Here is a 26,899-nt window from a genome sequence, read left to right as displayed (position 1 = left end):
AATGAGGTAAGGTCACCCTTAATTAATGATAGTATCCTACACAACGGAAGTTCTATACAAAATAAGTGAGATTTTTTAACACCTTTACTAAAAATATAGTACTATAAGCACTATTTGGTAACTTTTAATTACTTGAAGCAACCATTTTATTACATTCCTAAGCATTTACACTCTCTTTTTTTACGTTCTTTAATCCATTAATTAAACCTTCTAGTGTAGTAAGCCAGTCAGCTGGATTTTTCCCTTTTACGTCTAGCGTTACTTTTAACTTCGATCCATCCATTCCTAAACCAATGCCTCTACCGAAAGAATTACATAGTTGGAATAACTTTCCACCATCAATATTAGCACTTGCCTTCTCAGAGAAATAAACACTAACTTCTGATTTAACTTGTTTAATCAGTTCAATCTTCTCCGCAATAGCTAAAAGTTTAATATGAGCAACCTGACACAAGTAACCTACTTCTAACGGGAAATCGCCAAAACGGTCCATTAACTCATCTTGTAAATCATTTAACTCTTCAAACGTTTCAACACGTCTAAATTGCTTGTACATCTCAATTTTTTGCTTACTGTCTTGAATATACGTATCAGGTAAATAAGCATCTACTTCAATGTCAATTTCAATTGAAATGATATCTTCTTTCTTAACACCTCTACGCTGTTCGATTGCATCTTTTAACATTTGAGAATATAAATCGAAACCAACCGAATCAATAAATCCATGTTGTTGTGCCCCAAGTAAATTTCCTGCTCCTCGTATAGATAGGTCACGCATAGCGATTTTGAAACCTGAACCTAGTTCTGTAAACTCTTTAATTGCTTGCAGGCGCTTCTCGGCAACCTCCGTCAATACTTTATCCTGTTTATATGTGAAGTAAGCATATGCCACTCTATTCGAACGTCCTACACGCCCTCTTAATTGATAAAGCGTTGATAGCCCCATTCGATCTGCATCATACACAATCAATGTATTAACATTTGGAATATCCACACCTGTTTCAATAATCGTCGTACTTACTAATACGTCATATTGGCCATCTAAAAAGGCATACATAACTGATTCTAGTTCCCCTTCATTCATTCGACCATGTGCTACAGCTACTTTTGCATCTGGTACAAGCATCGAAATCTGTTCAGCCATACGTTCAATATCTTCTACTCGATTATACAAGAAATAGATTTGTCCATCTCGAGCAAGCTCTCTTTCAATCGCTTCTCTTACTAATGCAGCATTATATTCAACTACATATGTTTGAACTGGAAAACGATTTTCTGGTGGTGTTTCAATAACTGATAAATCTCTTACTCCTAGCATCGACATGTGCAATGTACGAGGAATTGGAGTAGCAGTTAACGTTAAAACATCTATATTTGCTTTTAGTTGTTTTATTTTTTCTTTATGAGATACACCAAATCTTTGCTCTTCATCAATAATTAAAAGTCCTAAATCTTTATAAAGAATATCCTTCGATAACAGGCGATGTGTTCCAACTACTATATCGACTGAGCCCTCTTTTAAGCCTTTCATCGTTTCAAGCTGCTGCTTGCGAGATCGGAAACGATTTAACAAGCCGATATTAATTGGATAATCTTGAAACCTTTCTCGTAATGTTTCGAAATGCTGCTGTGCCAAAATTGTAGTAGGAACTAAAATAGCAACTTGCTTACCTTCAACAATTGCTTTAAAAGCTGCTCGAATAGCTACTTCAGTTTTTCCGTATCCTACGTCACCACAAAGCAGTCGATCCATTGGACGTTCTCTTTCCATATCCTTTTTAATTTCATGAATTGATCTAAGCTGATCATCAGTTTCCTGATAAGGAAATGAAGATTCGAATTCTTGTTGTTCGAGGCCATCAGGTGAAAAAGCATAGCCTTTTGATGCCTCGCGTTCTGCATAAAGCTTAATTAAATCATCGGCTATATCCTGAACGGAACCTTCAACCTTCTTTTTAACCTTTTTCCAATCAGTACCACCAAGTTTATAAATCTTTGGTTCTTTACCTTCAGATCCAACATACTTTTGTACTTGATCAATTTGTTCAATTGGTACAAATAATTTGTCGTCGCCATGATATCGAATATGTAAATAATCTTTATGAATACCATTAATCTCTAAAGTTTCAATTCCCAAAAACTTACCGATACCATGATTTACATGAACAACATAATCTCCAACTTTTAATTCTGAATAATTTTTTATTCGTTCTGCATTTGATAATTTCGTATTGATTCTTTTTTTCTTCTTAGCTTTTTTTGTGAATAACTCGCGCTCTGTTATTAGAACAAACTTTTCTAAAGGAAGCTCGAATCCAGATAGAAGATCACCTTTCATGATGTATACTTCACCATTTTTTATTTGCTCTAAAGAAGAGACAATTTTGCCTTCAATTTTATAATCTTCTAATATATTTTCAATTTTATTTGTTCGATCATCACTTTCGCCAAGCATAACGATTGTATAATTATTTTTCTTCCAACGATCTAATTCATTTTTCAACAGATTCATTTGTCCATGGAACTCTTGCATCGATTTACATTGAATCGAAACTACTTGTTCAGGATGCGTATGAGGTACTCTTCTTGGAAAAAGACTCGTATGAATTTGTTGGCGTTTTCTCGAATGTAGTAATTCAAAAAAGTCATGCGAAAAACTTACTCCATGTAATGCATTTCCTTCAGCTAGTAAAGAAGTATACCACTCTGCTTCATCCTTTTTAAGCTGCTCTACAATTTCATGAACCCTCGAAATTTCATCAATTACGACAACAGTTTCTTTAGGAACATAATCTAGTAAACTAAATTGGTTTTCATAGATTAGACCAAAATATTTATATATTTGATCAATCAATTGCCCTTGCTTTAGTTGCTCAAGGTCATAGGTTACCTTTTCAACCAATAACTCTTTTACTTGTTGATCACTTATTTTTGATAGAGTTGTTTTAAAAGCTTGTTCAATTCGTTGAACTCCTAATTGCAAATCAGTCTTGGAAATGATCCTTTCAGTAGCAGGACCAATATGGACACTCTCATATTTTGTTATAGATCTTTGAGAATCAGGAGAAAACGAACGGATTGAGTCGATTTCTGTATCAAAAAGTTCAATTCGAATAGGATCTTCATAAGTTAGCGGATAAATATCAAGAATTCCTCCGCGTACACTAAATTCTCCTTTACTTTCGACCATTCCAACACGTTCATAGCCCATTTGAACAAACTTTGAAATCAAATTAGACAAGTCGATTTCTTCACCAATCTCAAAATTAATCTGATAGTTAGACCATAATTCTGGAGACGGCAAAAAGCCAATTAATCCTGATACAGGTGTAACAACTACCGACGGTTTTTTTGACATCAAACTATTTAACGCGATTAATCTTTGTGATCTAAGCTCTGGACTTGATACTGCAATCTCTGAGGCAATCAATTCATTTGCAGGATATAAAAATACATTATCTTCCCCAACTACTGATTTTAGGTCTTCCGATACTTTCTGAGCTTGGAGAAGATTATTTGTCACGATTAACTGCGTTTGTCCAGTTTCTTTAAAAACAGCTCCAGCAAGCAACGTTTTCGCAGACCCGGTTAAGTTTGTAACCAATTGTTCCCTTAAACCATTTTTTAAGCCGTTTATTACTTTCTTAATATCTTTATACTGGTTAAATTGTTCAATTAAACCAATCACGAAGTCAATCTCCCCTAACAGTCAATCTAAGTTACAATAATCTTAGTTGAAGTTTATATTTATAGTTTTTAGTAATTAGCTCCGTTTTTAGTGTTATTTACATAGATAAACACACTACATCTTAACAGAGTCTAGAAAAAAACAGAAAAACGCCTCAGTTATAAACCAAAGGCAATTTAATTTATGAAATTCTTATATTCATGATAATGTGGAAACTGAGATAGAGTCATTTCGCAATCCTCGCACACAATATAAATTACTTGATTAGGAGATTGAATAAAATTTACAAAATCGCTTAATTCCTCATCGAAAGAATGACAATACGAAGATGAAACTTGTAACAACTGTTGTTTTTCAATACTACCCATTTGTTTACTACAATACCGACACTGACAATCTAATAATTCCATTGCTGCCTCCATACTACAAAAATTCATATATACAGTATGGATTGTACTAACTATACTTATTCAATGTGAAAGCTTAAATTCCTGTTTTTTATTTTTTATTATATTGATTCATTACATCCACGAAAGAATGCTTTAAAAAATATTCACATGCATCTGCGGCTCTTTTTACCCCATCAACTACTTCAGCAATTTCTTCTTCAAAAAAGTTTGATAATACATGATTTACGACACTCATACCATTTGATGGACGATCTACACCAATTCGAACACGTTGGAATTCTTGTGTTCCTAAATGCTGAATTAACGACTTTATACCATTATGACCCCCGGCACTTCCTTTTGTACGCAGACGTAGCTTTCCGGTTGGAATATCCATTTCATCATATAAAACGACAAGATCTTCTAAATCAATATTAAAATAATCCATAAATGGTCTTACACATTCACCTGACAAGTTCATATATGTTAAAGGTTTTAACAAGAAAACTTTTTCTCCGTTCACAATACCTGAAGTATAAATTCCATTAAATTTTTGTTGGGTTAACGAAAGGCCCCATCGGTGAGCTAATTCATCGATTGCAATGAACCCAATATTATGTCTAGTTCTTTCATACTCTCTACCTGGGTTGCCTAATCCTACAAACAACTTCATTTTATTATCCTCCATTCTAATTCACTTGGGTATATTACGAAAAGACGTAACCACTTCTGGTTACGTCCTCTTATAAGTTTCTAAGCAAAGATGTAATTTTTGTATTAATCAAATAAAGTACTTACTGATTGCTCTTCATATACACGGATAATCGCTTCACCTAATAGGCCAGCAACTGATAATTCAACAAGTTTATCAGTCTTTTTATCTTCAGTAAGACAAATTGAATTTGTTACAACTAATTCTTTAATACAAGAGTTTTCGATACGATCAATTGCCGGTCCAGACAATACAGGGTGTGTACAACATGCATATACTTCTTTTGCACCATGCTCTACTAATGCATTAGCAGCAAGTGTAATTGTACCCGCTGTATCAATAATATCATCAATTAAGATAGCCGTTTTACCATCAATATTACCGATGATGTTCATAACTTCAGCAACATTTGGTTTTGGACGACGTTTATCAATGATAGCAATCGGAGCTTTTAGACGATCTGCCATTTTACGAGCTCTTGTTACTCCACCGTGGTCAGGAGAAACAATTACGATATCTTCAAGCTGTTTTTTTCTAAAGTAATCTGAAAGGATAGGTACACCTAATAAGTGATCAATCGGGATATCAAAGAATCCTTGAATTTGTGGAGCATGTAAATCAAGTGTAATCACTCGAGTTGATCCCGCAGTTTCAAGTAGATTTGCAACTAACTTTGATGTGATCGGCTCACGTGAACGAGCTTTTCGATCTTGACGAGCGTAACCGTAGTAAGGAATTACAATGTTAATTGTTTTTGCTGATGCACGTTTTAAAGCATCAATCATAATTAATAATTCCATAATACTTTCGTTTACAGGGAAACTTGTAGATTGAATGATAAATACATCACAACCACGGATACTTTCCTCAATGTTAATTTGCACTTCTCCATCGCTAAAACGAGAAACCGAACATTTACCAAGCTCTACACCAATGTGTTTTGCAATTTCTTCAGCTAATTTAGGATTCGAGTTTAGAGTAAATACTTTTAAATGCTTGTCTGGATAATGATTAGGCATGTTTCGTGTACCCTCCGCTTTTTTTCTTTTCTTTTTATCTATAATTAATTTTTATAGTAACCTTCTTTGTTCACTTGTCTTGCTCTTGCAATTGCTAGTGAATCTTCTGGAACTTCATCAGTAATCGTTGAACCAGCTGCAATGTATGAACCTTTTTTCACAGTTACAGGTGCAATTAAATTTGAATTGCAACCAACAAAGACATTGTCCTCAATCGTTGTTTTAAACTTATTTTTACCGTCATAGTTCACAGTAATTGAACCACAACCAAGATTAACACCTTGACCGATTTCCGCATCACCAATATAGCTTAAATGAGATGCTTTACTTCCATTACCAAAAGTAACTTTCTTAGTTTCAACAAAATTTCCAATTCGAACTTCATCGCCTAATGTTGATGCCGGACGAATATGAGCAAATGGTCCAACTGTAGTTGAATGACCGATTTTACTTTCATGTACAACTGATTGTTTAATAACTGTATCATTACCAATTTCACTATCAATAATTTCAGTGTTTGGGCCAATTGTACTACCCGTTCCAATTATACTATTTCCATAGACCATTGTACCAGGGTAAATAATTGTATCCGAACCAATTTTTGCATCTGCAGAGATATATGTGCTAGCTGAATCAATAATTGTTACACCGTTCAACATATGCTTTTTGTTTATATTTTTGCGCATGATTGATTCTGCAATAGATAATGCATATCGATCATTCACACCTAATGTTTCATCGAAATTTGCTGTTTTATATGCAGCTACTATTTCGCCTTTTGCTTTTAGTATCTCAATAACATCTGGTAAGTAGTACTCACCTTGAGCGTTATTATTGTTTACTTCATTTAATGCTTCAAATAATGCTTTATTATCAAAGCAATATGTACCTGTATTAATTTCTTGAACTGTTAGCTCTTCTGGACTTGCATCCTTATGCTCAACAATTTTTAATACAGACCCATTTTCGCCCCTAATTATTCTACCATAACCAGTTGAATCCTCAAGATGGGCTGTTAAAATTGTAGCTTTTGCCTGTAATCTTTCATGCTCATCGAATAATGCTTGAATTGTCTCTGGTGAAATTAATGGTGTGTCACCACAGATTACTAAAGTAGTTCCTTCTTTATCTTTTAACATTGGCGCCGCTTGAATAACAGCATGTGCAGTCCCTAATTGCTCAGCTTGTAGAGCATATTCGCTATGATCACCTATTTGTGTTTTAACTAATTCCGCTCCGTGACCTACAACAGTTACAATATTTTGTACACCCACTGACAATACATGGTCTACAACATGTTGAACCATAGGCTTGCCACAAACAGGGTGAAGTACTTTATATAATTTTGATTTCATTCTAGTACCTTTTCCTGCAGCTAGAACAATCGCATATTTATTTGACATAGTCATCCTCCATCAATCTAAATACCTATACCTGGTAGCTCAAAATGCTAATTTTAATATTTTTCCACAAAATACATCCATTTTATTATACCATAAAAAAAGAACCCATTATACAATAATGGGTTCTTTTTGGTCATATTTTTAAGAAGCACCTGCTTCTTCAAAGTCTTCTTCCAACTCACCTACACGGTGATATTCAGCTAATACAGAATCCTGTATTTTGCTACGAGTTGAAGAGTTAATCGGATGAGCGATATCACGGAACTCTCCATCCGGAGTACGTTTACTTGGCATTGCTACAAATAAACCGTTATTACCATCGATTACGCGAATATCATGAACAACAAATTCATGATCTAATGTAATTGATGCGATAGCTCTCATACGACCCTCCGTGTTTACGCGGCGTAGTCTTACGTCTGTCACTTCCATCTTGTTCACCACCTTTATCAACTTAAACCATAATTAGTAAGTTTCAACAATTATCAATAATTTCCTTCTTTTTGGAAAATTTTTATTTAAATTATTTAATTTTTATAAATGTTTACTAAATTGATGTCCACAACTTATTTATCGGATTATTTTAATTGAATTTTAATGAGTATAAAAAAAACCTGAAAATAATTTTAGGTTTTTTACGCTTTTGGAAAATATCCTCGTCAATTAAATTATCTAATTTTCGTAAAGGGAGTTTAGTGATGTTGATTAAAAAAAGTCTGCCATAAACCTTAATCAAATAGCCTTTATTTTTATATTAAATAGATCGTAAATCAATTAAAATCGAACAAATATTAAACTAAACTATCGAATTGTTTTCTAAAAAAGTTAAAATATTAACTTCTAAAAACTAAACCATAAAATAGGTCATTCAAAAAATGCTATTTATCAATTAAATGTTCCCTTAAAGGCTGTTTTCCAATTAACTATTTTATATTTCAACACTCTGAAAAAACCTAAAAATAATACAGATTTTTTACGCTTTTGGAAAACATCCTAGTCAATTATTATCAAATTTTCGTAAAGGGAGTTTAGTGATGTTGATTTCAACTACGGGGTGCTCACTTTTTACGGGGCGAGATTCTTTCGCCTCCTAAGAATATGTGTTCGAAGGAGAAAACAAGAAATCTGTACGTAGGCAAAATACATTAAAAAGAGTATAAAAAAAACCTGAAATAATTTCAGGTTTTTTTGTTTTTTGTCTTATACAACTGCGATACATTCGATCTCTACTAATACGTCTTTAGGTAATCTAGCAACTTCCACACAGCTTCTTGCAGGTTTGTGTCCGTTGAAAAACTCTTCATAAATAGCATTAAAATCAACAAAAGTTGTTAAATCTTTTAAAAATACAGTTGTTTTAATAACTTTTGATAAATCTGTTCCAGCTTCTTCTAGAACTGCTTTAAGGTTCGCAAACACTTGCTTTGTTTGTTCCTCAATTCCACCTTCTACTAAATTTCCATCTACAGTTAATGGAATTTGTCCAGAAGTGTATAATAATCCATTAGCGATTATTGCTTGAGAATATGGTCCAATTGCTTTAGGTGCATGATCAGTATGAATTAATTGCATTATGTATCTTCCCCTTCTTCATTATATACAATTAGCTTATCTATTTAACGACTATAAGCTTTCAATTTTAATAAATGATTCTTCTTGGAAATTGCCTCTTTCAACTCGAATAAGCTGTTCTCTTTCATTTACTTCAGATAGCTTTACAAGTGATATATAATCTTCAACTAATCTTTCTTCAATATTTACTGCCTCAACTAATACACCGATTCCTGCAACATTTGCCTGAAATTCCTTAAGCAAATTTTTCATTCCAGTTACCGTTCCACCAGCTTTCATGAAATCATCGATAATTAAAACATTTGAACCTGCCTCGATACTTCTTTTTGCTAATGACATTGTTTGTATACGTTTTGAAGAACCAGATACGTAATTAATACTTACTGTTGATCCTTCTGTAACTTTGTTATCTTGACGAACAATTACAACTGGTACATTTAAAAAGTTTGCAACAGCATACGCTAAAGGAATTCCTTTTGTTGCGATTGTCATAACGATATCTACTTTTTGGTTACTGAATATAGATGCAAACATACGGCCTACACTATTAACATAGTTAGGATTGCTTAATATATCAGTCATGTACAGGTATCCACCGGGTAACACCCTGTCTGGTTTTTGAAGTAGATCGCATAATTCTTCTATTACTGTATTTACTTCTTGATTACTGATACTAGGAATATACTTTACTCCACCAGCTGCTCCTGGCACAGTCAATAATGTACCAATTCCTTGCTGTTCGAACGTCTGCTTGATAATACCTAAATCTTCACTTACTGACGATTTAGCAGACGCATATAAGTCAGCAAAAAAAGTTAATGATACTAATTGTTGTGGATGATGCAACAAATAGTGTGTCATACCTACAAGACGAGAGCTTCTTCTAATTTTCATGCAGCACCTCAAATCACGAATATTTTATAAAAATTTTATAATAATATTCGTTTTTAATCAAGTTTTTCCCTTTCACCTAACATCCGAACGGCGTATACTTGATCGCAGAAACCTTTTAATCCGTTATAAACACGATTCATCCTAGAATCATGACGTACTAATCCGAATACTGTAGGACCGCTTCCGCTCATTAAAACAGCATCTGCACCAAAACGTTTCATTTGATCTTTAATCATAGCAACCTCAGGATGTAATTGCAGTGTAACTGATTCTAATACATTTCCTAATGACAGACAAATATCGTCGTAATTTTTATTCGAAATGGCATTAACCATCCGATCTACATCAGGATGTTGAATATTTTCTAATCTAAGCTTTTGATAAACAGTTGCTGTTGAAACGCCTTGTGTTGGTTTTGCTAAAATAACCCAACAAGGTGGTGGTGCATCAATATGTTCAATTTTTTCCCCACGACCTGTAGCTATAGCTGTTCCACCGTAAACACAAAATGATACGTCCGACCCAATTTTAGAACCAATTACCGCTAATTCATCTAATGAACAATTTAAATTCCAAAGCTTATTTAGACCTCTTAGTACTGCTGCAGCATCTGAACTACCTCCGGCTAAACCAGCAGCAACAGGAATATTTTTTGTGATAAAAATATGCGCTCCTAATTTAACTCCGAACATTTCTTTGAGTAGCATCGCAGCCTGATAAGCTAAATTGCGTTGATCATCTGGCACGTAACGATTATGCGATGTTACTACAATCTTATCTTCTTGAATAAGCTCCAATTCAATTCGATCGGCTAAATCAATCGTTGTCATGATCATTTTTACATCATGATAACCGTCGCCTCTTTTCCCTACTACGTCTAATGAAAGATTTATTTTAGCAGGAGCCTTCACCATTAATTTCACTATTCTCACCTTCTTATGAACACTTACTTTTTTGCTATTGTATCATAATTAACTCATAAGAAAAATGTACCCTAATGAAAGTGAGCTAGATCAGTAAATTTTCTTTAGGAAGATTCACAAAAACCGAAGCACTTAAGCTTCGGTTTAATGTGTAGACAAATTCGCTTGTCGAAGTGAAGATTGTTTATTGTTGCTTATTAGATAATTGTAACTCAGCTAATTCGATTGCTCTTTTAACCATGTTGCCGGCATCCTTCGCTCGAATGCCTCCCCAGCCTTCTTTTTGAACGACGTCATAGAAACCAAGATCTTTTGCAAGTTCATCTTTAAAGCTCTGTGACATTATACCTCTTTTTCTTCTACCCAAAAAAAGCAACCCCCTTTTTCCACTTCGACATTGTTAGTATGTGTAAATCTGTTTAATTTCATGAATAATAAAAAGAAAAGGGACAGTAGAAAATTCTACTGCCCATTCGCCATCAGTCCACTTGTATGGTCATCACAGAAAAACAATTCAACTGTTTCTGTTAAAATATCTGCATAACTAAAAGATAAGCGTTCAAATGCGTTCTCTTCTTGATCTAATTGTACTACGAATATGGATGGATATGTTTCTGCTAATACACCGGAACGTTCCACAGTCTTTCTACGTCCGCTGTTTGCTTTTAATGTAAGTCGTTGTCCAACATGACTATCTAAAGTATCCTTTATTTCAGATAATTTTTTTGCCATTTCATACCACCTCACTAAGACAAGTATACCATCTTATGTAAACTAAGTCAAAAAAAGATAAAATTATACCAACGATACTGGTTACCTGTCAATATTTTTTTGCAACACCCGATTATTATTTGTGAAAATCTGAAAATTATGTATGAAAATAAAAAAAAGATTTTCTACATACGAGTTCTCTCGTTAATGTAGAAAATCTTTTCCTTACTCCTCTTCCATCGATTGGAAAGGTAGCCCTGTTCTTAAAATCCCTTTTGTTTCTACTCCGCCAAGTCCCTTTTCACCTGTAATTGTATTACGAACTACATCATATACATTTACTCGATCCATAAATGATGTGAAGCTTATCTTTCCAACTACATAAACGGGATCTAATGCATGTATGTTAACTCTAGTTGGTGAACTTGCAAAGTTCGCTCCTGCACGGATAATCGCTTCAAAGTGAGATTGACATGCGCCAGCAAAAATTACAAGGTGGTCTAAAGACGGAACTTTCTTTCGCGCTTCTTTTACTGCTTCGACAAAATATCTTGAATGTCTGTAAGCTTCTATATCAGTAACGACCCCTTTTGCCTTTGTGTATGCATCATGACCAGTTATAACTAGTATATCGGGGCGATAATGATCTAAGTAATAACCAATTTTTGTTGGTAATTCTGTTTCCTTACAATAGATTCCCTCTACGGGGACACCCATCTTATTATACATTTCAAGACATTTTTTTAAATAGATTGGATCTCCATCGATATGAAGAACCCGACCTGGTATTTGAAAAAGATTTACATCTGTTCTATATCCATTTGTTGCTTGAAATCTTCTTTTTTCTTTTTGCTCCAAAGCTTCTCTTTTAAATAGTTTATAGTTTTCCTCAATTTGAACAGATGATCTTTTACCTTTTTCTCGATACTCTGATTCAATGATTACTCGCAGATCAGATAAAGGCGCATCAGCAATTAAACGAAAATCGTCACCATATAAAACAGCAATGACTTCATCCCCGATTTGTTTTACCTCCACTACTCGAAAAACTAGGTCATATTTATAAGATGCTCTTTCTACTATATCCCCTACATTAATATTCACATGCCTTCCCCTCCAAAATTGCTTAAGTACACTACGAGTTCGCTCTCTTTTTTTAGATTATGTATGGACAAAAAAAAGGGTGAAAAGAAGGTTTAATGAACTTTTGTAGGGCGTCAGAACTAAAATCAAATAAAAAAGATGATTACAAACTAGTTGGTAATTAGCTTATAATCATCTTTTTGTTATTTAACTTGTTTATATAGGCTATTACTTAATGTTGCAAATTCTTGAATTGATAAAGTTTCTCCTCTTCTTGTTCCTTCGATACCTGCCTCTAGAAGACAAGCTTCAAGTATTGCTTTATCCTTTTTAAGATGAGAAAAATTATTTAATAAATTATTATTTAATGTTTTTCGTCTTTGAGCAAAGCTAGCTCTAACTACTTCAAAAAAGAATGATTCATCAATTACCTCTGCAGCTGGTTCTTCACGTTTTACTAGCTTTATAACGGCAGAATCAACGTTTGGCTGTGGCATGAAGACTGTTCTAGGTACAGTCATAACCGTTGAAGCATGTGTATAAAACTGTATAGCTATTGATAGTGAACCATAATCCTTTGTTCCCGGTTTAGCAGCGATACGGTCAGCTACTTCTTTTTGCAACATACACACAATTCCTCTGATTGGTAAACCTTCTGTTAATAACTTCATGATAATTGGTGTCGTTACATAATAAGGCAAGTTTGCGACAACCATTATATCTAACTCATTTGGCAAATATTCATTAATCGCTTTTTCAACATCTGCTTTTAGAACGTCTTCATTAACAATTTGTATATTATCATATGGTGAAAGTGTATCTTCTAAGATTGGGATTAGTCTATTGTCAATTTCAAAAGCTAACACTTTCTTAGCACGCTTAGCAATTTGCTCAGTTAATGCCCCAATTCCTGGTCCAATTTCAATTGCACAACTTTCTTCAGTTAAATCTGCATAACTTACAATGTTTTCTAGTATATTTGTATCAATTAAGAAATTTTGACCATAGCTTTTTTTAAAGAAGAAATCGTACTTGGCTAATATTTCTTTCGTTCGACTAGGTGTCGCGATATCCTTCATTATTTTTCCTCCATTAAAACTTTTTTTACTGCTTGCCCAAATTCATCTTTTGAGATTTGAAACATTTGCAGTCTTTTCTCTAGTTGCTTACCGTTTGTATAACCTATATTAAGAATTTTTCCAAGTTTATCTCGTCTTTCACTTGATGAGGGATGGCCAATTAATCCAGCATCTATTAAATCTTCCTTTGTAATTTCAGATTCAGCTTCGACAAATTCCTGTTTAACATGAATTAAAGCATTTCGAATAGATTCTCTAGTAGCATGCTCGATCCCTAACCCCTTTTTACCTGAACGAACAGCTTCTTCCTTTGGTAAAAACGCATGCTTACATCCTGGTACATGTTCTTTTATAATCGAGCGTATACGTTGACCAGGATAATCAGGATCTGTAAATACGATAACTCCTCGAGTCTCCTGAGCATGCTTTATTAATTTTAAAGTATCCTTATTTATAGCAGAACCACTTGTTTCAATTGTATCTGCATCCACAGCTCTTTTAATTGCTGCCGTATCATCTTTACCTTCAACAACAATGATCTCTTTAATTTTCATTTGTTCCTCCAACCAATACAAGTATATGTAATCATACCATAAGGATAATAAAACTTCATACTCTCTTAAAAGTAGTATAAAAAAAAGCAGAAGGACTTATCCTTCTACTTTCTTTTAAATAACGATCTATTTTAAAAATATTAGCTAATAATACGAATTTTTACAGTACGACGACCAAAATCAAAACAATCGTCTTTTGTAGGCATTAAAATATCGATTCTTCTACCTTTAATTGCTCCACCAGTGTCACCAGCAATCGCAACTCCATAACCTTCAACCCATACCTTAGATCCTAATGGAATCACTTTTGGATCAACTGCAATCAGTTTTGTATTAGGATTTTTACGAACATTAATACCTAAAGCTGTTACACCAGACATCCCAGCATCGTAAGGTGAATATGCAGTTGCTTCAACATACATTTCTTTTACCTTACTACTTGATTTTGGCGCACTAGATTTTACTAATGCACTAGAAGATGGCACAGACTTTGTTCCAACTGCAACTACTCGATCAACTGGTTCTTTTAAAATCGTTTCATCTACTAGCGTTTTAGAAACTACTTTACCATTTTCTTTAATCAGTTCAAAATTACGTTTAACAAGTCCTTTTACACCTTCTGAAATGACCTTGGATTCGTCTTTATACATTGAAGAATCTTTTTGCTCTTTTTCTTTAAAATCTACAGGCTCTTCCACCACATCGTTGACTTTTTCGACACGGATAACTCGAACTGTATCATTTTGTTTGATCATTTCGCCGGCACCTGGTTCAACTCGGTCAAATTCGTTTAATGTAATGTTCTGCTTTTCTAAAAAGTCAGCGACAGTAGTCGAAGTTGCAAAAACTTTTTTAGAAACTCCTCCGTCATTTAATACCATAGGGAATGCTTTTTCGTAAGATACTTTACCATTTTCCTCTAACGGTGTTGACAGTGCAGGCATTATAACATCATTAGGATTGATCTTAATATTTTGTTCCTTTAATAATTCCTTTACCGTTTGAGCAGTTGTCATAATGACTTTTTCTTGCCCATCGATCGTAAGTTTAACAGGTTTCGCTAAATGAACTGTTATATCCATATCATCTGATATTTTCGTTTTGGCCGACGGATATATTTCATCAGCATTCGTAATATTAATATTTTGTTCTTTTAATAATTCAGCCACAGTATTTGCATGTGTTTGAATAACCTGTTCCTTCCCGTCTACCTCAAGAGTTACTTGTTCTTTAAGTCCCTCATATGCTCCTGTACCTACTGATCCAGTGAAAACTAAAGCTCCTGCAAGTTGTACTGCTAGTTTTTTACTACTCCCAAGTCTAGAAAGTAACCTATTCGCGTCTATCACGATTTTACTCCTCCTTTTCGCCTGAGAAAAAAGATTGACTAGCTCCAAACCTATTAACTAGTGCTTCTACTCTACTGAATGTATGTTTACTAGATTTAGAAGTAGAAGAGTTTTCTTTCGACAAATTCTTCAACTCTTCATACGTGAACTGTGACGAATTTTATGTATTCGTACTAGTTCATGAGATCATTTGTTAATCTGAAAAATATTACACGCATTTTCGAAAGTTCGTTTTTGAACTTCCTCAACTGATATGTTTTTTAAACGTGCAATTTCATCAGCAACAAGTGATACATAGCTAGGTTCATTTCTTTTTCCTCTATACGGATGTGGTGTTAAGTATGGACAATCCGTTTCGATTAATAGATTTTCTAACGGAATCTCTGTCGCTACTTCTTTTGGTTTTTTTGCATTCTTAAATGTAACTGGTCCTCCTAATGAAATATAGAAGTTCATTTTAATACATTCTTTTGCAGTTTCCACACTTCCGCTGAAGCAGTGCATAATGCCACCTACTTCTGATGCATTTTCTTCTTTTAAAATGGTTACAATGTCTTCTGTTGCGTCTCGATTGTGAATAACAATCGGTAGTCCGCATTCTTTTGCTAATTGAATTTGTTTGCGAAATACTTCTTTTTGAATTTCTTTTGGAGATTTATCCCAGTAGTAATCTAATCCAGTTTCACCAATTGCTACTACTTTAGGATGTTTTGACAATTCCTTAATCCATTCAAAATCTTCTTCAGTTGCGTCAATTGCATCAACTGGATGCCAGCCAATAGCTGCATAAAGAAAATCATACTTCTCAATTAATTCCATAGCTTTCGTAATTGTTGGTCGATCAAAGCCAACAACTACTTGATGAACAACTCCTGCTTCCAACGCTCTACTAATTACTTCTTCAAGGTCTTCTTTGTATTGATCTGCATTTAAATGTACATGTGTATCAAAAAGCATTTTTACTTCCCCTTTGCTCATCTGAGATTTAGTCTAGCATACCGTAAAATTTCTTACCTAACGCACAGTTAACAATTCCGTTACAAAAAGAAACGGTCAAAATTAAGCCATTTCTAATAAATTTTTAAAGATGTTTTAAATTAATTCCATGTTATATCAGGACTTTCTTACTTTTTGAAACAAAATTCTGATAATTTTTTTAGTTTACTATTGTAATCAATCTGTAATATTTTCTTCATATAGTGACATTTTCTAACAACAACTTGTTAACACATGCCATAAATCAACAAATTATTATCATATTTGTGATTATTACGATATTTTTACAATTTTCTGCACAGTACAACAATTATTCCAGTAAAATAAATCAAAAAAGAAAAGTATTTCATGTTAGTTTTTACACGAAATACTTTTCCTAGTAACATTATTTAATAATCGTACCGTTTGGTAATGATTGATCAATTGTTGCAAGTGATAGCTTACCTTCAATACTTCCTGCAAGGATCATCCCTTCGGATAGTTCTCCTCTAAGCTTTACAGGTTTTAAATTCGTTACGCAAATCACTTTTCTACCAATTAATTCTTCTGGTTTATAGTATTCCGCTATACCGGATACAACTTGTCTTGATTCATTTCCTAAGTCTAATTGAAGTTTAAGAAGTTTTTTTGCACCTTTTACTGCACCAGCTTCTTTTACTTCAGCAACCTTTAGTTGAACTTTAAAGAATTCATCAATTGTAATTTCAGGTACAGTTTCTTCCACTTTCTCTTCTACTACTGGTTTTACAGTACCTTGCATTTGTTCTTTAATATAAGCAACTTCAACCTCAGTCTCTAAACGTGGGAAAATTGGTTCACCCTTTTGTACAATCGTATCCTCTTGAATTACTCCAAACTCATTCAGGCTGTCCCATGAAAGAATCTTTTCATCAACTAGTCCTAACTGAGCAAAAATTTTCGCTGGAGTCTGAGTTAAGAAAGGTTTTAATAAAATCCCAACTTGACGTAAAGATTCAGCTAAATGTGCCATTACCGAAGCTAGTTCTTGTACACGGCTTTCGTCTTTTGCAAGTACCCACGGCTGTGTCTCATCAATATATTTGTTTGTACGACTAACGAACTGCCAAATATTTGTTAACGCAACTGAAAACTCCATATTTTCCATTGCTGCTTCCACAGTTTCCTTCGTGTTCTTTGCCACTTGTTGAAGGTTTTCATCAAAATCCGTTACTGTTCCTTTAATTGTAGGAATATTACCATTAAAATATTTTTGGATCATTGCAATTGTTCGATTTAATAAATTACCTAGATCATTCGCTAAATCAAAATTAATACGGTCAACGAATCCTTCAGGCGTAAAAATACCATCTGATCCAAAAGGAACTTCACGTAATAAGTAGTATCTTAGGGCATCTAAGCCGTATCTGTCGATTAAAACTACCGGATCTACAACATTACCTTTTGATTTACTCATCTTTCCGTCTTTCATTAATAACCAGCCATGAGCAAAGACCTTTTTAGGTAATGGTAAGTCTAATGCCATTAACATAATCGGCCAATAAATCGTATGGAAACGAACAATTTCTTTACCAACTAAATGGACATTCGCAGGCCAATACTTTTTATAGTTTTCCTCATTATCTGAACCATAACCTAAAGCTGTAATATAGTTTGATAAAGCGTCAATCCAAACATAAATAACGTGTTTAGCATTACCAGGTACTTTCACACCCCAGTCGAATGAAGTGCGTGAGACAGCTAAATCCTCTAAACCTGGTTTAATGAAATTGTTAATCATTTCATTTTTTCTTGATTCAGGTTGAATAAATTCTGGGTTTTCTTCATAATACTTCAGTAATCGGTCAGCATATTTACTCATTTTAAAGAAATATGACTCTTCTTTAACCAGCTCTACTGGATGGCCGCTGTCCGGACTCTTTCCACCAATAATTTTTCCTTCTTCATTATATAGAGGATCAACAATTTGTGTTTCAGTATAATATGTTTCGTCCGGTACAGAATACCAACCCTCATACTCGTCCAAGTATATATCACCTTGATCAAGTAATTGCTTGAAAATCTTCTCAACAATTTCTTTATGTCTGCTTTCCGTTGTACGGATAAAGTCATCATACGAAATATCCAATTTTGTCCATAGATCCTTAATTCCAACAACGATATCGTCTAAGTATTCCTGAGGTGAGACATTTAACTCCTCAGCTTTACGTTGAATTTTTTGACCATGTTCATCTGTACCCGTTAAATAAAAAACATCAAAACCTTGAAGTCTTTTATATCTAGCCATTGCATCCCCAGCAACAGTCGTATAAGCATGACCTATATGTAATTTTCCGCTCGGATAATATATTGGGGTTGTAATATAAAAAGTTTTATTACTCATTGACCAAAAATCCTCCTTCAAAATTTCTAAATATTGACACTAAATTATTCGCATGATTTTGCATTTCATTATAAAATGAAAAATGAGTTATCTGCATATCCCCATCTAATTACAACTTCATACTTATTTATAAGTTAAATTTTACACAATAGTAACATCTATTTCTATTATTTCTCATAAATATACATACATTTTCTCTTTAATTAACCCATTTTGGCATAGTAGTTATGTAGCTCTGTCTTTTGGACTACATTGTACATTTATTTTCATAAAACTATATAGGAGGTTTAATTATGAAATCTACGGGAATTGTCCGGAAGGTAGACGAGCTTGGCCGTGTAGTCATTCCAATTGAACTTAGAAGAACACTAAACATCACTGAAAGAGACACACTTGAAATATTTGTTAAAGATGATCGAATTATCCTAAAAAAGTATGAACCAAATATGACTTGTATGATGACAGGCGAAATTTCTCAAAATAACCTTGAGGTTGCTGATGGCAAAATTGTTTTAAGTAAAAAAGGCGCAGAGCTTCTAAAATTCGAGATTGAACAATTTATAGCTGATAATAATTAAATGGAAGAGGCTGCCTATTTTTATTGCATTCTCTAAATAAAAGCTAGAAAAAATGAGTAGAGAATTACAAATAAATAAGACAGCCTAACTTCATTTTTAAACCTTATTAAATTTCGTGATATTCAGCGTAGACGTCCCTTTTATTTAATGAACGATCTTTCGCAACAAGTTTTATTGCGTCTTTACTTTTTTCATTTTTTTCATTTATGTACCAATCGACATGTTGGTTAATGGATAGTTCCTGCCACCAATACTCCTCATTGTTTTTTACATCTTCTTCGGATGCCCCTTCTAGAACAACTACAAACTCTCCACGTACTTCTTCATTCGTTGCCCAGTCTAATGCATCACTTACTGTCCCACGTAGAAACTCTTCGAACTTCTTTGTTAATTCTCTACAAAGTACTATTTTTCTGTCACCTAATACTTCAAGAATAACGTGTAATGTTTCTTTTAAACGGTGTGGAGACTCGTACATAATGACTGTACTAAGTTGACCCTTTAACGGTTCCAATTGCTTCTTCTTATCTTTCTTTTGTCGTGACAAGAATCCTATGTATAAAAACGAATCAGTTGGTAGTCCAGATGAAATTAAAGATGTTAAGGCAGCATTTGCACCAGGTAAAGGAACGACAGCAATGCCCTCTTCTAAACAAAGTTTGACTAATTCATAACCTGGGTCATTTATACATGGCATTCCAGCATCACTTACTAATCCAACTTTTAATCCTCGTTTTAAGTCTTCTACAAGCTTTAATCCTGCTTTTTCTTTATTATGCTCATGATAACTCACTAATGGTGTTGGTATTTCGAAGTGATTACAAAGTTTTTTTGTATTACGAGTATCCTCTGCTGCAATATAATCTACTTCTTTTAGTATTCGTACCGCTCTAAACGTCATATCTTCTAGGTTACCAATAGGGGTGGGTATTAAATAAAGACAGCCTAATTCTTCATTTAAGAAGCTCTTTTGACTTTTAATCATTACTCGTTCCTCCTCTCATATACCGTTCTTTGTTTTCTCTTGATAGTTGCTTAAAAGCATATTCCGCTTGCATTGCTTCTCTTTTAGTAGGGTACTCCTCAAAAAAGATACAATTTACAGGTGTTCTACCCCTCGTATATTTTGCACCTTTTCCATCATTGTGTTGTTTTACTCTACGCTCAATATTTGTTGTATACCCAGCATAGAAAGTTGCATCCGAACATTCGAGCACATATAAATAGTGTTTATGATCTACCATATAGAATTTCCTTTAACTCAGCCGTATACTCGTTATTTTCCTCATATACGTAAATCGGAGGTAATATTTTAAGGTCTGCCTTTCCTCCTTTAATCCCTTCAATTAGAAGCGTATTTGCTTCCTTACCCATTTTTGGATAGACAAACTGAATTCTTTTCGGCTCAATTCCATGTTTACGCATTGTTGTAACAATATCCAACAAACGTCCTGGACGATGAACCATGGCTAATTTTCCACCATGCTTCAAAAGTTGTTTACTTGCATTGATTACTTCTTCTAAATTTGTTTTAATCTCATGTCTCGCTATTGCATAATGCTCATTCATATTCTGTTCAGAGGTCGGAATATCTTGAAAGTACGGTGGATTACACGTAACAACATCTACAAATTCCCTACCTATTTTATTTGGTGCATTTTTTAAATCGTCATGAATCATTGATATTTTAAAATCTAACTTGTTATATTCAATGCTTCTTTTAGCCATATCATACAGTCGCTCTTGTATTTCTACACCTATTATATTTGCTTTAGATCTTCGGTGTAACATCAATGGAATAACTCCATTACCAGAGCATAAATCAACAATTGTACCTTTTTGGATCGGGACATATGTAAAATTGGATAAAAGAACTGCATCTAATGAAAAAGAAAAAACAGATGGACTTTGAATAATCCTCATATCATCGGTTAATAAGTAATCTAAGCGTTCGTCACCTTTAAGCATAATTAGTTCCTTTCAAATTCACACCAATATTATCTTTTAGCATTGCCTAATTGTATAACAATTAACTAGCAATGCATAAAAAGAAGCTATTCCATTTGGAACCTACTCACTTTACCTTTTTAAACAGCTTATTTTAATAACTGTTTTCTAAAAAGGTAATCGCTCGCTTCTTCCGGAATAGCCTACCATTACTTTTTATCAAAGAAGGATAAACAAAACAGACAGTCCTCACCATGACGTACGCTTCCATAATGTAGATTACAAATATGGAAACCTTCTTGGTACAATCTGGCTAAATTATCATAACCTTCCCCAAGATCCTTATCCTTTTGTACCTTTTTCTTCTTTGAGTCTTTTATTTGCTCTTTTTCTTCTATACGTTTATTTAGACCTAATCGTTCTCGTAAGTGATCATTCTCAATTTTCGTATAGTGATTTTCTTCTAGTAGCTCAGCAATATATTGTTTTAAATCACTAAGCTGTTTTGATAAATCTTGAATTTGTTCTTCCATATTGGAAAGAGATAAGAATATATTCTTCTTGTCCAATCTTACCACCTCTTAATCTGTGGTTTGTATTGACACGACTCCCTCGTGAATTAAATCATCTAGGGTATACTCCACAACGCGTTCTTTTTTAATCAATTCTACCTGAATAACTCGTTCTAAGATGTTCAATCCTACTACTCTTCCAGGACCTTCTGCTGTCTTGATGATATCCTCTAAGTCTGGAAGTTGTTCTTTTGCAGCCTCATACTCGTCATTTTCATATTTTAAGCAGCACATTAATCGACCACAAAGTCCTGAAATCTTCGCTGGGTTAAGAGAAAGGTTTTGATCTTTAGCCATTTTAATGGATACTGGTTCAAAATCGCCTAAGAATGTTGAACAACATAACATTCTACCGCAAGGTCCAATCCCACCAAGCATTTTAGCTTCATCACGTACTCCAATTTGTCTTAATTCAATTCGGGTACGGAATACCGCAGCTAAATCCTTTACTAATTCCCTAAAGTCTATTCTACCATCTGCTGTAAAATAAAAGATGACTTTATTTCGATCAAATGTATATTCGACATCAACTAATTTCATATCTAGTTCATGTTGCATAACTTTACTAGAACAAACTTCATAAGCTTCTTTAGCTGATTGTTTATTCTCTTCAACAATCATACGATCATGCTCATCAGCTAATCGCATAACTTTTTTTAACGGAAGGACTACGTCATTTTCTCCGACCTTTTTATTTGGTACAACTACTTTTCCAAATTCAATCCCTCTCACCGTTTCAACGATGACAAAAGTATCTTTAGGGATTGCTAATCCATTTGGGTCGAAATAATAGATTTTACCAGCTTTTTTAAAACGTACTCCGACTACTTCGTACACAATCTACAATCCCTCCTGTAGCTCTATAATCATTTGCTCTAAAACCATTAACATATTTGCGTTGGAAGTTAATCGCTTTTTAGCAAAAAGGATGATTTCTAAACAAGTGGTTATTCTCTCTAATGAAATACGATTTAATGCTTGTCTCATTAATGGTTCTTCATTTTTAAAAACAACATTTTGATCTTGCTCAGCATATATATATAGCATATCTTTAAAGGCTAATACAAGCATATCCAGCATCATTTGTAACTGTTCCTTCGTATCAAAATGACGAGAAACATTTTGTTGTATGACTAGAAGACTATCTTTTTTTGTCGTTAATAATGCTTCATATAATTCTATCACTAAATCTCTAGCTTGTGCAAACCATTCTTCTTCAGCAATTTGAAGTGCGACTGCTTCACTATTTGTTAATCTCGCTAATAACGGTACTAAGTTTGATTGGAGCTCGATATTAACTAAATGTTCTTCAAAGTATTTTGTTGGTAATGGATTAAAATGGATTGATTGACAGCGAGATTGTATCGTTGGCAAAATTTGTTGTACTTGTTCAGTTAATAAAAATGCAGTTGTAATTGAGACCGGCTCTTCCAAAAATTTCAATAAAGAATTAGCTGCATTTGTCGTCATCCGATCAGCATGGTCTATTATATAAATTTTTCGATTCGATTCAACAGCTGTTTTAGAGAATTCTTCTTGTAATTGTTGAATCTGATGTTTCTTTATTGAGGCTTCTTCGGGTTCAATTACATAAACATTTGGGTGATTACCAGAATCGACACGCTTACAATTACGACAAGTTTCACAAGGTGTAGCGCCACTTACATTCTCACATAGTAATACTTTTGTATAGTATAATGCAAGTTCACGTTTACCAGTTCCTCTTGGGCCTTCAAATAAGTAAGCATGAGCTACCCTGTTCTTTATTAATGCATTTTTTAACATTTTTGTGGCAACTGGCTGACGCTCGCTTAGTTTCTCCCAAGATGTTTTCATTTGTACACCTACTCATATCTATAAATTAATCAATGGTATTTTTAAATTGTATCGTTTTTTTTTCGTTTACCAATTACTTATGCCTAACCTAGACCTACACTAAACTATTAATGCAAGTAATTTTCAGTTAAGTTCAGAAAGTATTGTTTATTCTATTATACCAGTTCCGTCATGTTATTGTTCATGTAATCAATTTTGTAAATAATTAAATTTCTTCTATCTTTTCTAAAATGACTTTCAAGGTATCTTTAAATACTTGATCCACCTGATTCGATGCATCAATTCGTTTAAAACGCCATGGTTCTCTATTCATGATTTCAGCATATCCACTTTGAACTTTTAAATGAAAATCTAGTTCTTCTAAATCCAGTCGATTAATTTCTCTCTCATCTGCTTGGTGAACTCTATTTAGTCCTACTTTAGGATCTAAATCAAAATAAATTGTTAAATCAGGCATTAATCCATCGATTGCAAATTGATTAATATTATAAATTTCATCTATTCCGATTCCTCTACCGACACCTTGATACGCAAGTGAGCTATCTACAAATCGATCACACAGTACGATTTTTCCATCTGCTAATGCAGGGATTACTTTTTCTGCTAAATGCTGTCTTCTTGCTGCAGCATAAAGTAATGCCTCCGTACGCTTGTCCATTTCAATATTCTCTGTGTCTAATATAATATTTCTTATACTTTCAGCGATTCGTATACCACCTGGTTCTCGGGTTGATATAAAATTTACACTTCTTTTACGAAGTTCTTCTGATATCATATTTATAATTGTTGTTTTTCCTGCACCCTCTGGTCCTTCAAATGTAATAAATAAAGATTTCAAGTGTGTTTCCTCCTAAATCAATACTTCAATTAGTAAATTTTTATCTTCAATCAAATTTTGAATCGTCATTCCATATTGATATACATCATGAATGTAATTAACATGCTCAGTAGTAACTAGTTCACCTTTTAGTAAAATTGGAATTCCTGGTGGATAAGGAACAATATTTTCTGCAGAGATTTGCCCGACCGAATCTGCCAAACTTTTTACCAACTTCCTTTTTTTCTTTAAGTCAGCATAACTATGTAAAACTGTACTCGTAAAATTAGGTACATGAAGCTTAGGTTGTTTATTTTCAATATGAGCCATAGATTCAGTTGCTTTTTTTATACGATTAATAAGGTGATTAATATCCATTCTCTCATCTAGTGGAAGGATAAACAGAACATGTCCCCAATCTGATAGTTCAGAATAGATTCCCTCATTTTCAAATATTTCCTGTAATTGCTTACCGGTATGTCCTTTTTTACTTTTTACGATTACTTTTAGTAAATCTTGTGTATAGTTTTTTTGACTTGATGTAACAATTTGTATACTAGATAAATCATTAACTCCATTAATAAAATCGGCAATTTTCTTTTGAAGTATTTTCACTTTATCATGAGAAAATGCTTCGACAAAACTCCTGGCGTAATCTAAGGAAGCCATAATGGGATAAGAAGGACTACTGCTTTGTAGCATTCTCAGCATTTCTCTTACCCTATCTTTGCAAATAAGTTTTGATTTTATATGTAAATATGAACCCATTGTCATTGCGGGCAAAGTTTTATGCGCTGATTGTATGACAATATCGGCACCCATAGAAAGCGCATCATTTGGAAAAGGATGGCCAATTATAAAATGTGTTCCATGTGCCTCATCTACGATAGTAGGAATCTCCATACTATGAGCGAACTCTATTATATTGTTTAAATTCTGAGACATTCCATAATAATTAGGATTTGTTAAAATTATTGCTTTAGCTTTTGGATAATTTTTTATTACATTCATCGTTTGCTCACTGTTTACCCCAAGTGGCTGCCCTAGCTCTTCATCAATATCTAATGGCAAAAATATAGGCTTTGCTCCCGCAAGTAAAAGTCCATGAAAAATTGACTTATGACAATTACGTTGTACCAATACTTCGTCATTTTCGCCACATAACGCTAAAATTGCAGCTAGGTTACCCACAGTTGATCCATTTACTAAAAAGAAACTTTCTTCTGCTTTGTATACTTTCGCTAACATTTTTTGAGCCTCACTGATCACCTCGGAAGGATAATGTAAGTCATCTAAACCATTTAATTCCGTCACATCATAATTTAAAATATCTGGTAATCTTAATTCATTTATAAAAGTGTGCTTTCCATTTTTATGACCTGGAACATGTAGAGATATTGTTTCTTTGTTTACAAACTGTTTCAGTGCATTTAGTAATGGCATTTTATTCATCAATAACTCTTCCTTTAATTTTTCGCAATTTATTTGTATGTTTCGTTATACTAGTATATTTTTAAATCGAATTTTAAATTAAACATTTCAAACATATGTTTCAACATGTTAATACAACTACCTAACTCAAAATCCAATAGTTTATAGACAATATAAAAACCGATTATATTTACAAGTTCTCTCCATTACTTAAAGGCCCAGTCACTAATGGTGTGACTAACCAGTAATAAATTATGGCAGAGGTACCTGTATATAGAATCGGTCCTTCACTTTATATCCTATTTTAACTTACAAAAACTTATTAGACTACTACTATTAGTCTATTACGCTTATGCTAATCTCTAATTCGCAATTTCTTCTTTCACCGTACTTATACATCTTAACTTTTCTACAAAGGAATTGTATATAGGTGAGTCTGTTTCAGTTTTTACGATTTTCTTTTCACACTCTTCACATACGAATGCTTCAATTATATGAATGCCCTTTTCTTTTTTCTCTTCACAAACTATACATTTTGAAATACCATTCACCTTTATTCCTCCTCTAAGTGTTTTTCCTGTGCAAATTACGATTGATTAAACAATTTTGTTTATTATTTAGTTTTGCAAATTAAAAACATTTTATACAATTTAAGGCCTATTTTTTTGTAATATATGAAAATAGTTCTAATTTTGTGCTCTATAATTTAAATATTTTTTCTTACATGGTACTACTTTCCTACTTTGATTCTTTTTTGTTCCTTTTTAACACTAAAAAAGGACTACAATTCGTTTGTATATTCAGATTAGCGGACAAACACTTGTTTTATTCGTTACCAAATTTGCCTTGCTGAGGTCATTAACCAATGTCTTTAAGTGAAGTGCTGGTAAAAATTAATTTTATTTAATCATATTAATCCAGTTTCACATAATTTCACTTTAGGTTCATTAAATTTATTATAAATACAAAAAAACATCAGCTTAA

The 26,899-nt window shown here is 33.5% G+C and carries 27 protein-coding genes; 1 reads left to right on the top strand and 26 read right to left on the bottom strand.

Annotated elements, in window-relative coordinates; translation table 11 throughout:
* Nucleotides 1-157: 157 nt before the first annotated feature.
* From mfd to metG, 17 genes are all read right to left on the bottom strand, one after another.
* Nucleotides 158-3,688 (bottom strand): transcription-repair coupling factor, encoded by a 3,531-nt coding sequence (gene mfd / locus RAH41_RS20610; RefSeq protein WP_331225191.1) that lies wholly within the window; start codon nucleotides 3,686-3,688, stop codon nucleotides 158-160.
* Nucleotides 3,689-3,864: 176 nt separating this feature from the next.
* Nucleotides 3,865-4,098: an anti-sigma-F factor Fin gene (locus RAH41_RS20605; RefSeq protein WP_331225190.1), complete on the bottom strand. Its 234-nt coding sequence runs from the start codon at nucleotides 4,096-4,098 to the stop codon at nucleotides 3,865-3,867.
* Nucleotides 4,099-4,186: 88 nt separating this feature from the next.
* The gene (gene pth / locus RAH41_RS20600; protein ID WP_331225188.1) at nucleotides 4,187-4,750 is read right to left on the bottom strand and encodes an aminoacyl-tRNA hydrolase; all 564 of its coding nucleotides are present in this window, start codon (nucleotides 4,748-4,750) and stop codon (nucleotides 4,187-4,189) included.
* 104 nt (nucleotides 4,751-4,854) lie between these two features.
* Nucleotides 4,855-5,808, bottom strand: coding sequence for a ribose-phosphate diphosphokinase (locus tag RAH41_RS20595; protein ID WP_069033957.1), 954 nt, complete (start codon nucleotides 5,806-5,808; stop codon nucleotides 4,855-4,857).
* Between the two features lie 44 nt (nucleotides 5,809-5,852).
* Nucleotides 5,853-7,211 carry a bifunctional UDP-N-acetylglucosamine diphosphorylase/glucosamine-1-phosphate N-acetyltransferase GlmU gene (gene glmU / locus RAH41_RS20590; RefSeq protein WP_331225186.1) on the bottom strand — a complete coding sequence of 453 codons (1,359 nt, stop codon included), beginning with the start codon at nucleotides 7,209-7,211 and terminating at the stop codon, nucleotides 5,853-5,855.
* Nucleotides 7,212-7,352: 141 nt separating this feature from the next.
* Nucleotides 7,353-7,643: a septation regulator SpoVG gene (gene spoVG / locus RAH41_RS20585; RefSeq protein ID WP_056474486.1), complete on the bottom strand. Its 291-nt coding sequence runs from the start codon at nucleotides 7,641-7,643 to the stop codon at nucleotides 7,353-7,355.
* 768 nt (nucleotides 7,644-8,411) lie between these two features.
* Nucleotides 8,412-8,783 (bottom strand): RidA family protein, encoded by a 372-nt coding sequence (locus RAH41_RS20580; protein WP_331225183.1) that lies wholly within the window; start codon nucleotides 8,781-8,783, stop codon nucleotides 8,412-8,414.
* 51 nt (nucleotides 8,784-8,834) lie between these two features.
* Nucleotides 8,835-9,677: a pur operon repressor gene (gene purR, locus RAH41_RS20575; RefSeq protein ID WP_331225182.1), complete on the bottom strand. Its 843-nt coding sequence runs from the start codon at nucleotides 9,675-9,677 to the stop codon at nucleotides 8,835-8,837.
* Nucleotides 9,678-9,730: 53 nt separating this feature from the next.
* Nucleotides 9,731-10,600, bottom strand: coding sequence for a 4-(cytidine 5'-diphospho)-2-C-methyl-D-erythritol kinase (gene ispE / locus RAH41_RS20570; protein WP_331225180.1), 870 nt, complete (start codon nucleotides 10,598-10,600; stop codon nucleotides 9,731-9,733).
* A 184-nt stretch (nucleotides 10,601-10,784) separates the two neighbouring features.
* On the bottom strand, nucleotides 10,785-10,943 hold the full coding sequence (locus RAH41_RS20565) for a small, acid-soluble spore protein, alpha/beta type (RefSeq protein WP_331225230.1): 159 nt from the start codon (nucleotides 10,941-10,943) through the stop codon (nucleotides 10,785-10,787).
* A gap of 119 nt (nucleotides 10,944-11,062) precedes the next feature.
* Nucleotides 11,063-11,332: a biofilm formation stimulator Veg gene (gene veg / locus RAH41_RS20560; RefSeq protein ID WP_069033953.1), complete on the bottom strand. Its 270-nt coding sequence runs from the start codon at nucleotides 11,330-11,332 to the stop codon at nucleotides 11,063-11,065.
* 204 nt (nucleotides 11,333-11,536) lie between these two features.
* On the bottom strand, nucleotides 11,537-12,415 hold the full coding sequence (gene yabG, locus RAH41_RS20555; protein WP_331225176.1) for a sporulation peptidase YabG: 879 nt from the start codon (nucleotides 12,413-12,415) through the stop codon (nucleotides 11,537-11,539).
* A 182-nt stretch (nucleotides 12,416-12,597) separates the two neighbouring features.
* Nucleotides 12,598-13,473 carry a 16S rRNA (adenine(1518)-N(6)/adenine(1519)-N(6))-dimethyltransferase RsmA gene (gene rsmA / locus RAH41_RS20550; protein ID WP_331225174.1) on the bottom strand — a complete coding sequence of 292 codons (876 nt, stop codon included), beginning with the start codon at nucleotides 13,471-13,473 and terminating at the stop codon, nucleotides 12,598-12,600.
* Nucleotides 13,473-14,027: a ribonuclease M5 gene (gene rnmV / locus RAH41_RS20545; RefSeq protein WP_331225172.1), complete on the bottom strand. Its 555-nt coding sequence runs from the start codon at nucleotides 14,025-14,027 to the stop codon at nucleotides 13,473-13,475. The genes rsmA and rnmV overlap by 1 nt, the downstream gene beginning before the upstream one ends.
* 140 nt (nucleotides 14,028-14,167) lie before the next feature.
* A complete protein-coding gene (locus RAH41_RS20540; protein WP_331225171.1) occupies nucleotides 14,168-15,376 on the bottom strand; it encodes a ubiquitin-like domain-containing protein in 1,209 nt (402 codons plus the stop codon).
* 186 nt (nucleotides 15,377-15,562) lie between these two features.
* A complete protein-coding gene (locus tag RAH41_RS20535; protein WP_056474510.1) occupies nucleotides 15,563-16,333 on the bottom strand; it encodes a TatD family hydrolase in 771 nt (256 codons plus the stop codon).
* Nucleotides 16,334-16,757: 424 nt separating this feature from the next.
* On the bottom strand, nucleotides 16,758-18,734 hold the full coding sequence (gene metG / locus RAH41_RS20530) for a methionine--tRNA ligase (RefSeq protein WP_331225169.1): 1,977 nt from the start codon (nucleotides 18,732-18,734) through the stop codon (nucleotides 16,758-16,760).
* Between the two features lie 293 nt (nucleotides 18,735-19,027).
* Here metG and RAH41_RS20525 point away from each other — a divergent pair, with 293 nt between their 5' ends.
* Nucleotides 19,028-19,312, top strand: a complete 285-nt coding sequence (locus RAH41_RS20525; RefSeq protein WP_331225168.1) for an AbrB/MazE/SpoVT family DNA-binding domain-containing protein — start codon at nucleotides 19,028-19,030, stop codon at nucleotides 19,310-19,312.
* 106 nt (nucleotides 19,313-19,418) lie between these two features.
* Here RAH41_RS20525 and rsmI read toward each other — a convergent pair whose 3' ends face one another.
* From rsmI to RAH41_RS20480, 9 genes are all read right to left on the bottom strand, one after another.
* Entirely contained in the window at nucleotides 19,419-20,294 is an 876-nt protein-coding gene (gene rsmI / locus RAH41_RS20520) for a 16S rRNA (cytidine(1402)-2'-O)-methyltransferase (RefSeq protein WP_331225229.1), read from the bottom strand.
* Nucleotides 20,290-20,556: a GIY-YIG nuclease family protein gene (locus tag RAH41_RS20515; protein ID WP_331225167.1), complete on the bottom strand. Its 267-nt coding sequence runs from the start codon at nucleotides 20,554-20,556 to the stop codon at nucleotides 20,290-20,292. Before RAH41_RS20515 ends, rsmI begins: the two co-directional genes overlap by 5 nt.
* Nucleotides 20,543-21,283, bottom strand: coding sequence for a tRNA1(Val) (adenine(37)-N6)-methyltransferase (locus RAH41_RS20510; RefSeq protein ID WP_331225228.1), 741 nt, complete (start codon nucleotides 21,281-21,283; stop codon nucleotides 20,543-20,545). Before RAH41_RS20510 ends, RAH41_RS20515 begins: the two co-directional genes overlap by 14 nt.
* A 185-nt stretch (nucleotides 21,284-21,468) precedes the next feature.
* A complete protein-coding gene (yabA, locus tag RAH41_RS20505; RefSeq protein WP_331225165.1) occupies nucleotides 21,469-21,828 on the bottom strand; it encodes a DNA replication initiation control protein YabA in 360 nt (119 codons plus the stop codon).
* A 12-nt stretch (nucleotides 21,829-21,840) separates the two neighbouring features.
* Nucleotides 21,841-22,668, bottom strand: coding sequence for a PSP1 domain-containing protein (locus tag RAH41_RS20500; protein WP_097979278.1), 828 nt, complete (start codon nucleotides 22,666-22,668; stop codon nucleotides 21,841-21,843).
* A gap of 3 nt (nucleotides 22,669-22,671) precedes the next feature.
* Nucleotides 22,672-23,667 (bottom strand): DNA polymerase III subunit delta', encoded by a 996-nt coding sequence (gene holB / locus RAH41_RS20495; protein ID WP_331225163.1) that lies wholly within the window; start codon nucleotides 23,665-23,667, stop codon nucleotides 22,672-22,674.
* Between the two features lie 205 nt (nucleotides 23,668-23,872).
* Complete coding sequence (gene tmk, locus RAH41_RS20490; RefSeq protein WP_331225161.1) at nucleotides 23,873-24,505, bottom strand: dTMP kinase; 633 nt, start codon at nucleotides 24,503-24,505, stop codon at nucleotides 23,873-23,875.
* A 12-nt stretch (nucleotides 24,506-24,517) separates the two neighbouring features.
* Nucleotides 24,518-25,936 carry an aminotransferase class I/II-fold pyridoxal phosphate-dependent enzyme gene (locus RAH41_RS20485; protein WP_331225159.1) on the bottom strand — a complete coding sequence of 473 codons (1,419 nt, stop codon included), beginning with the start codon at nucleotides 25,934-25,936 and terminating at the stop codon, nucleotides 24,518-24,520.
* 341 nt (nucleotides 25,937-26,277) lie between these two features.
* Entirely contained in the window at nucleotides 26,278-26,466 is a 189-nt protein-coding gene (locus RAH41_RS20480) for a sigma factor G inhibitor Gin (RefSeq protein ID WP_331225157.1), read from the bottom strand.
* Nucleotides 26,467-26,899: the final 433 nt, after the last annotated feature.

The organism is Gottfriedia acidiceleris, from assembly GCF_036421055.1.
In the GTDB taxonomy this organism is placed as follows: domain Bacteria; phylum Bacillota; class Bacilli; order Bacillales; family Bacillaceae_G; genus Gottfriedia; species Gottfriedia acidiceleris_C.
The sequence above is the reverse complement of the archived record's forward strand: the minus strand, read 5'-3'. Positions and strand labels throughout refer to the sequence as shown.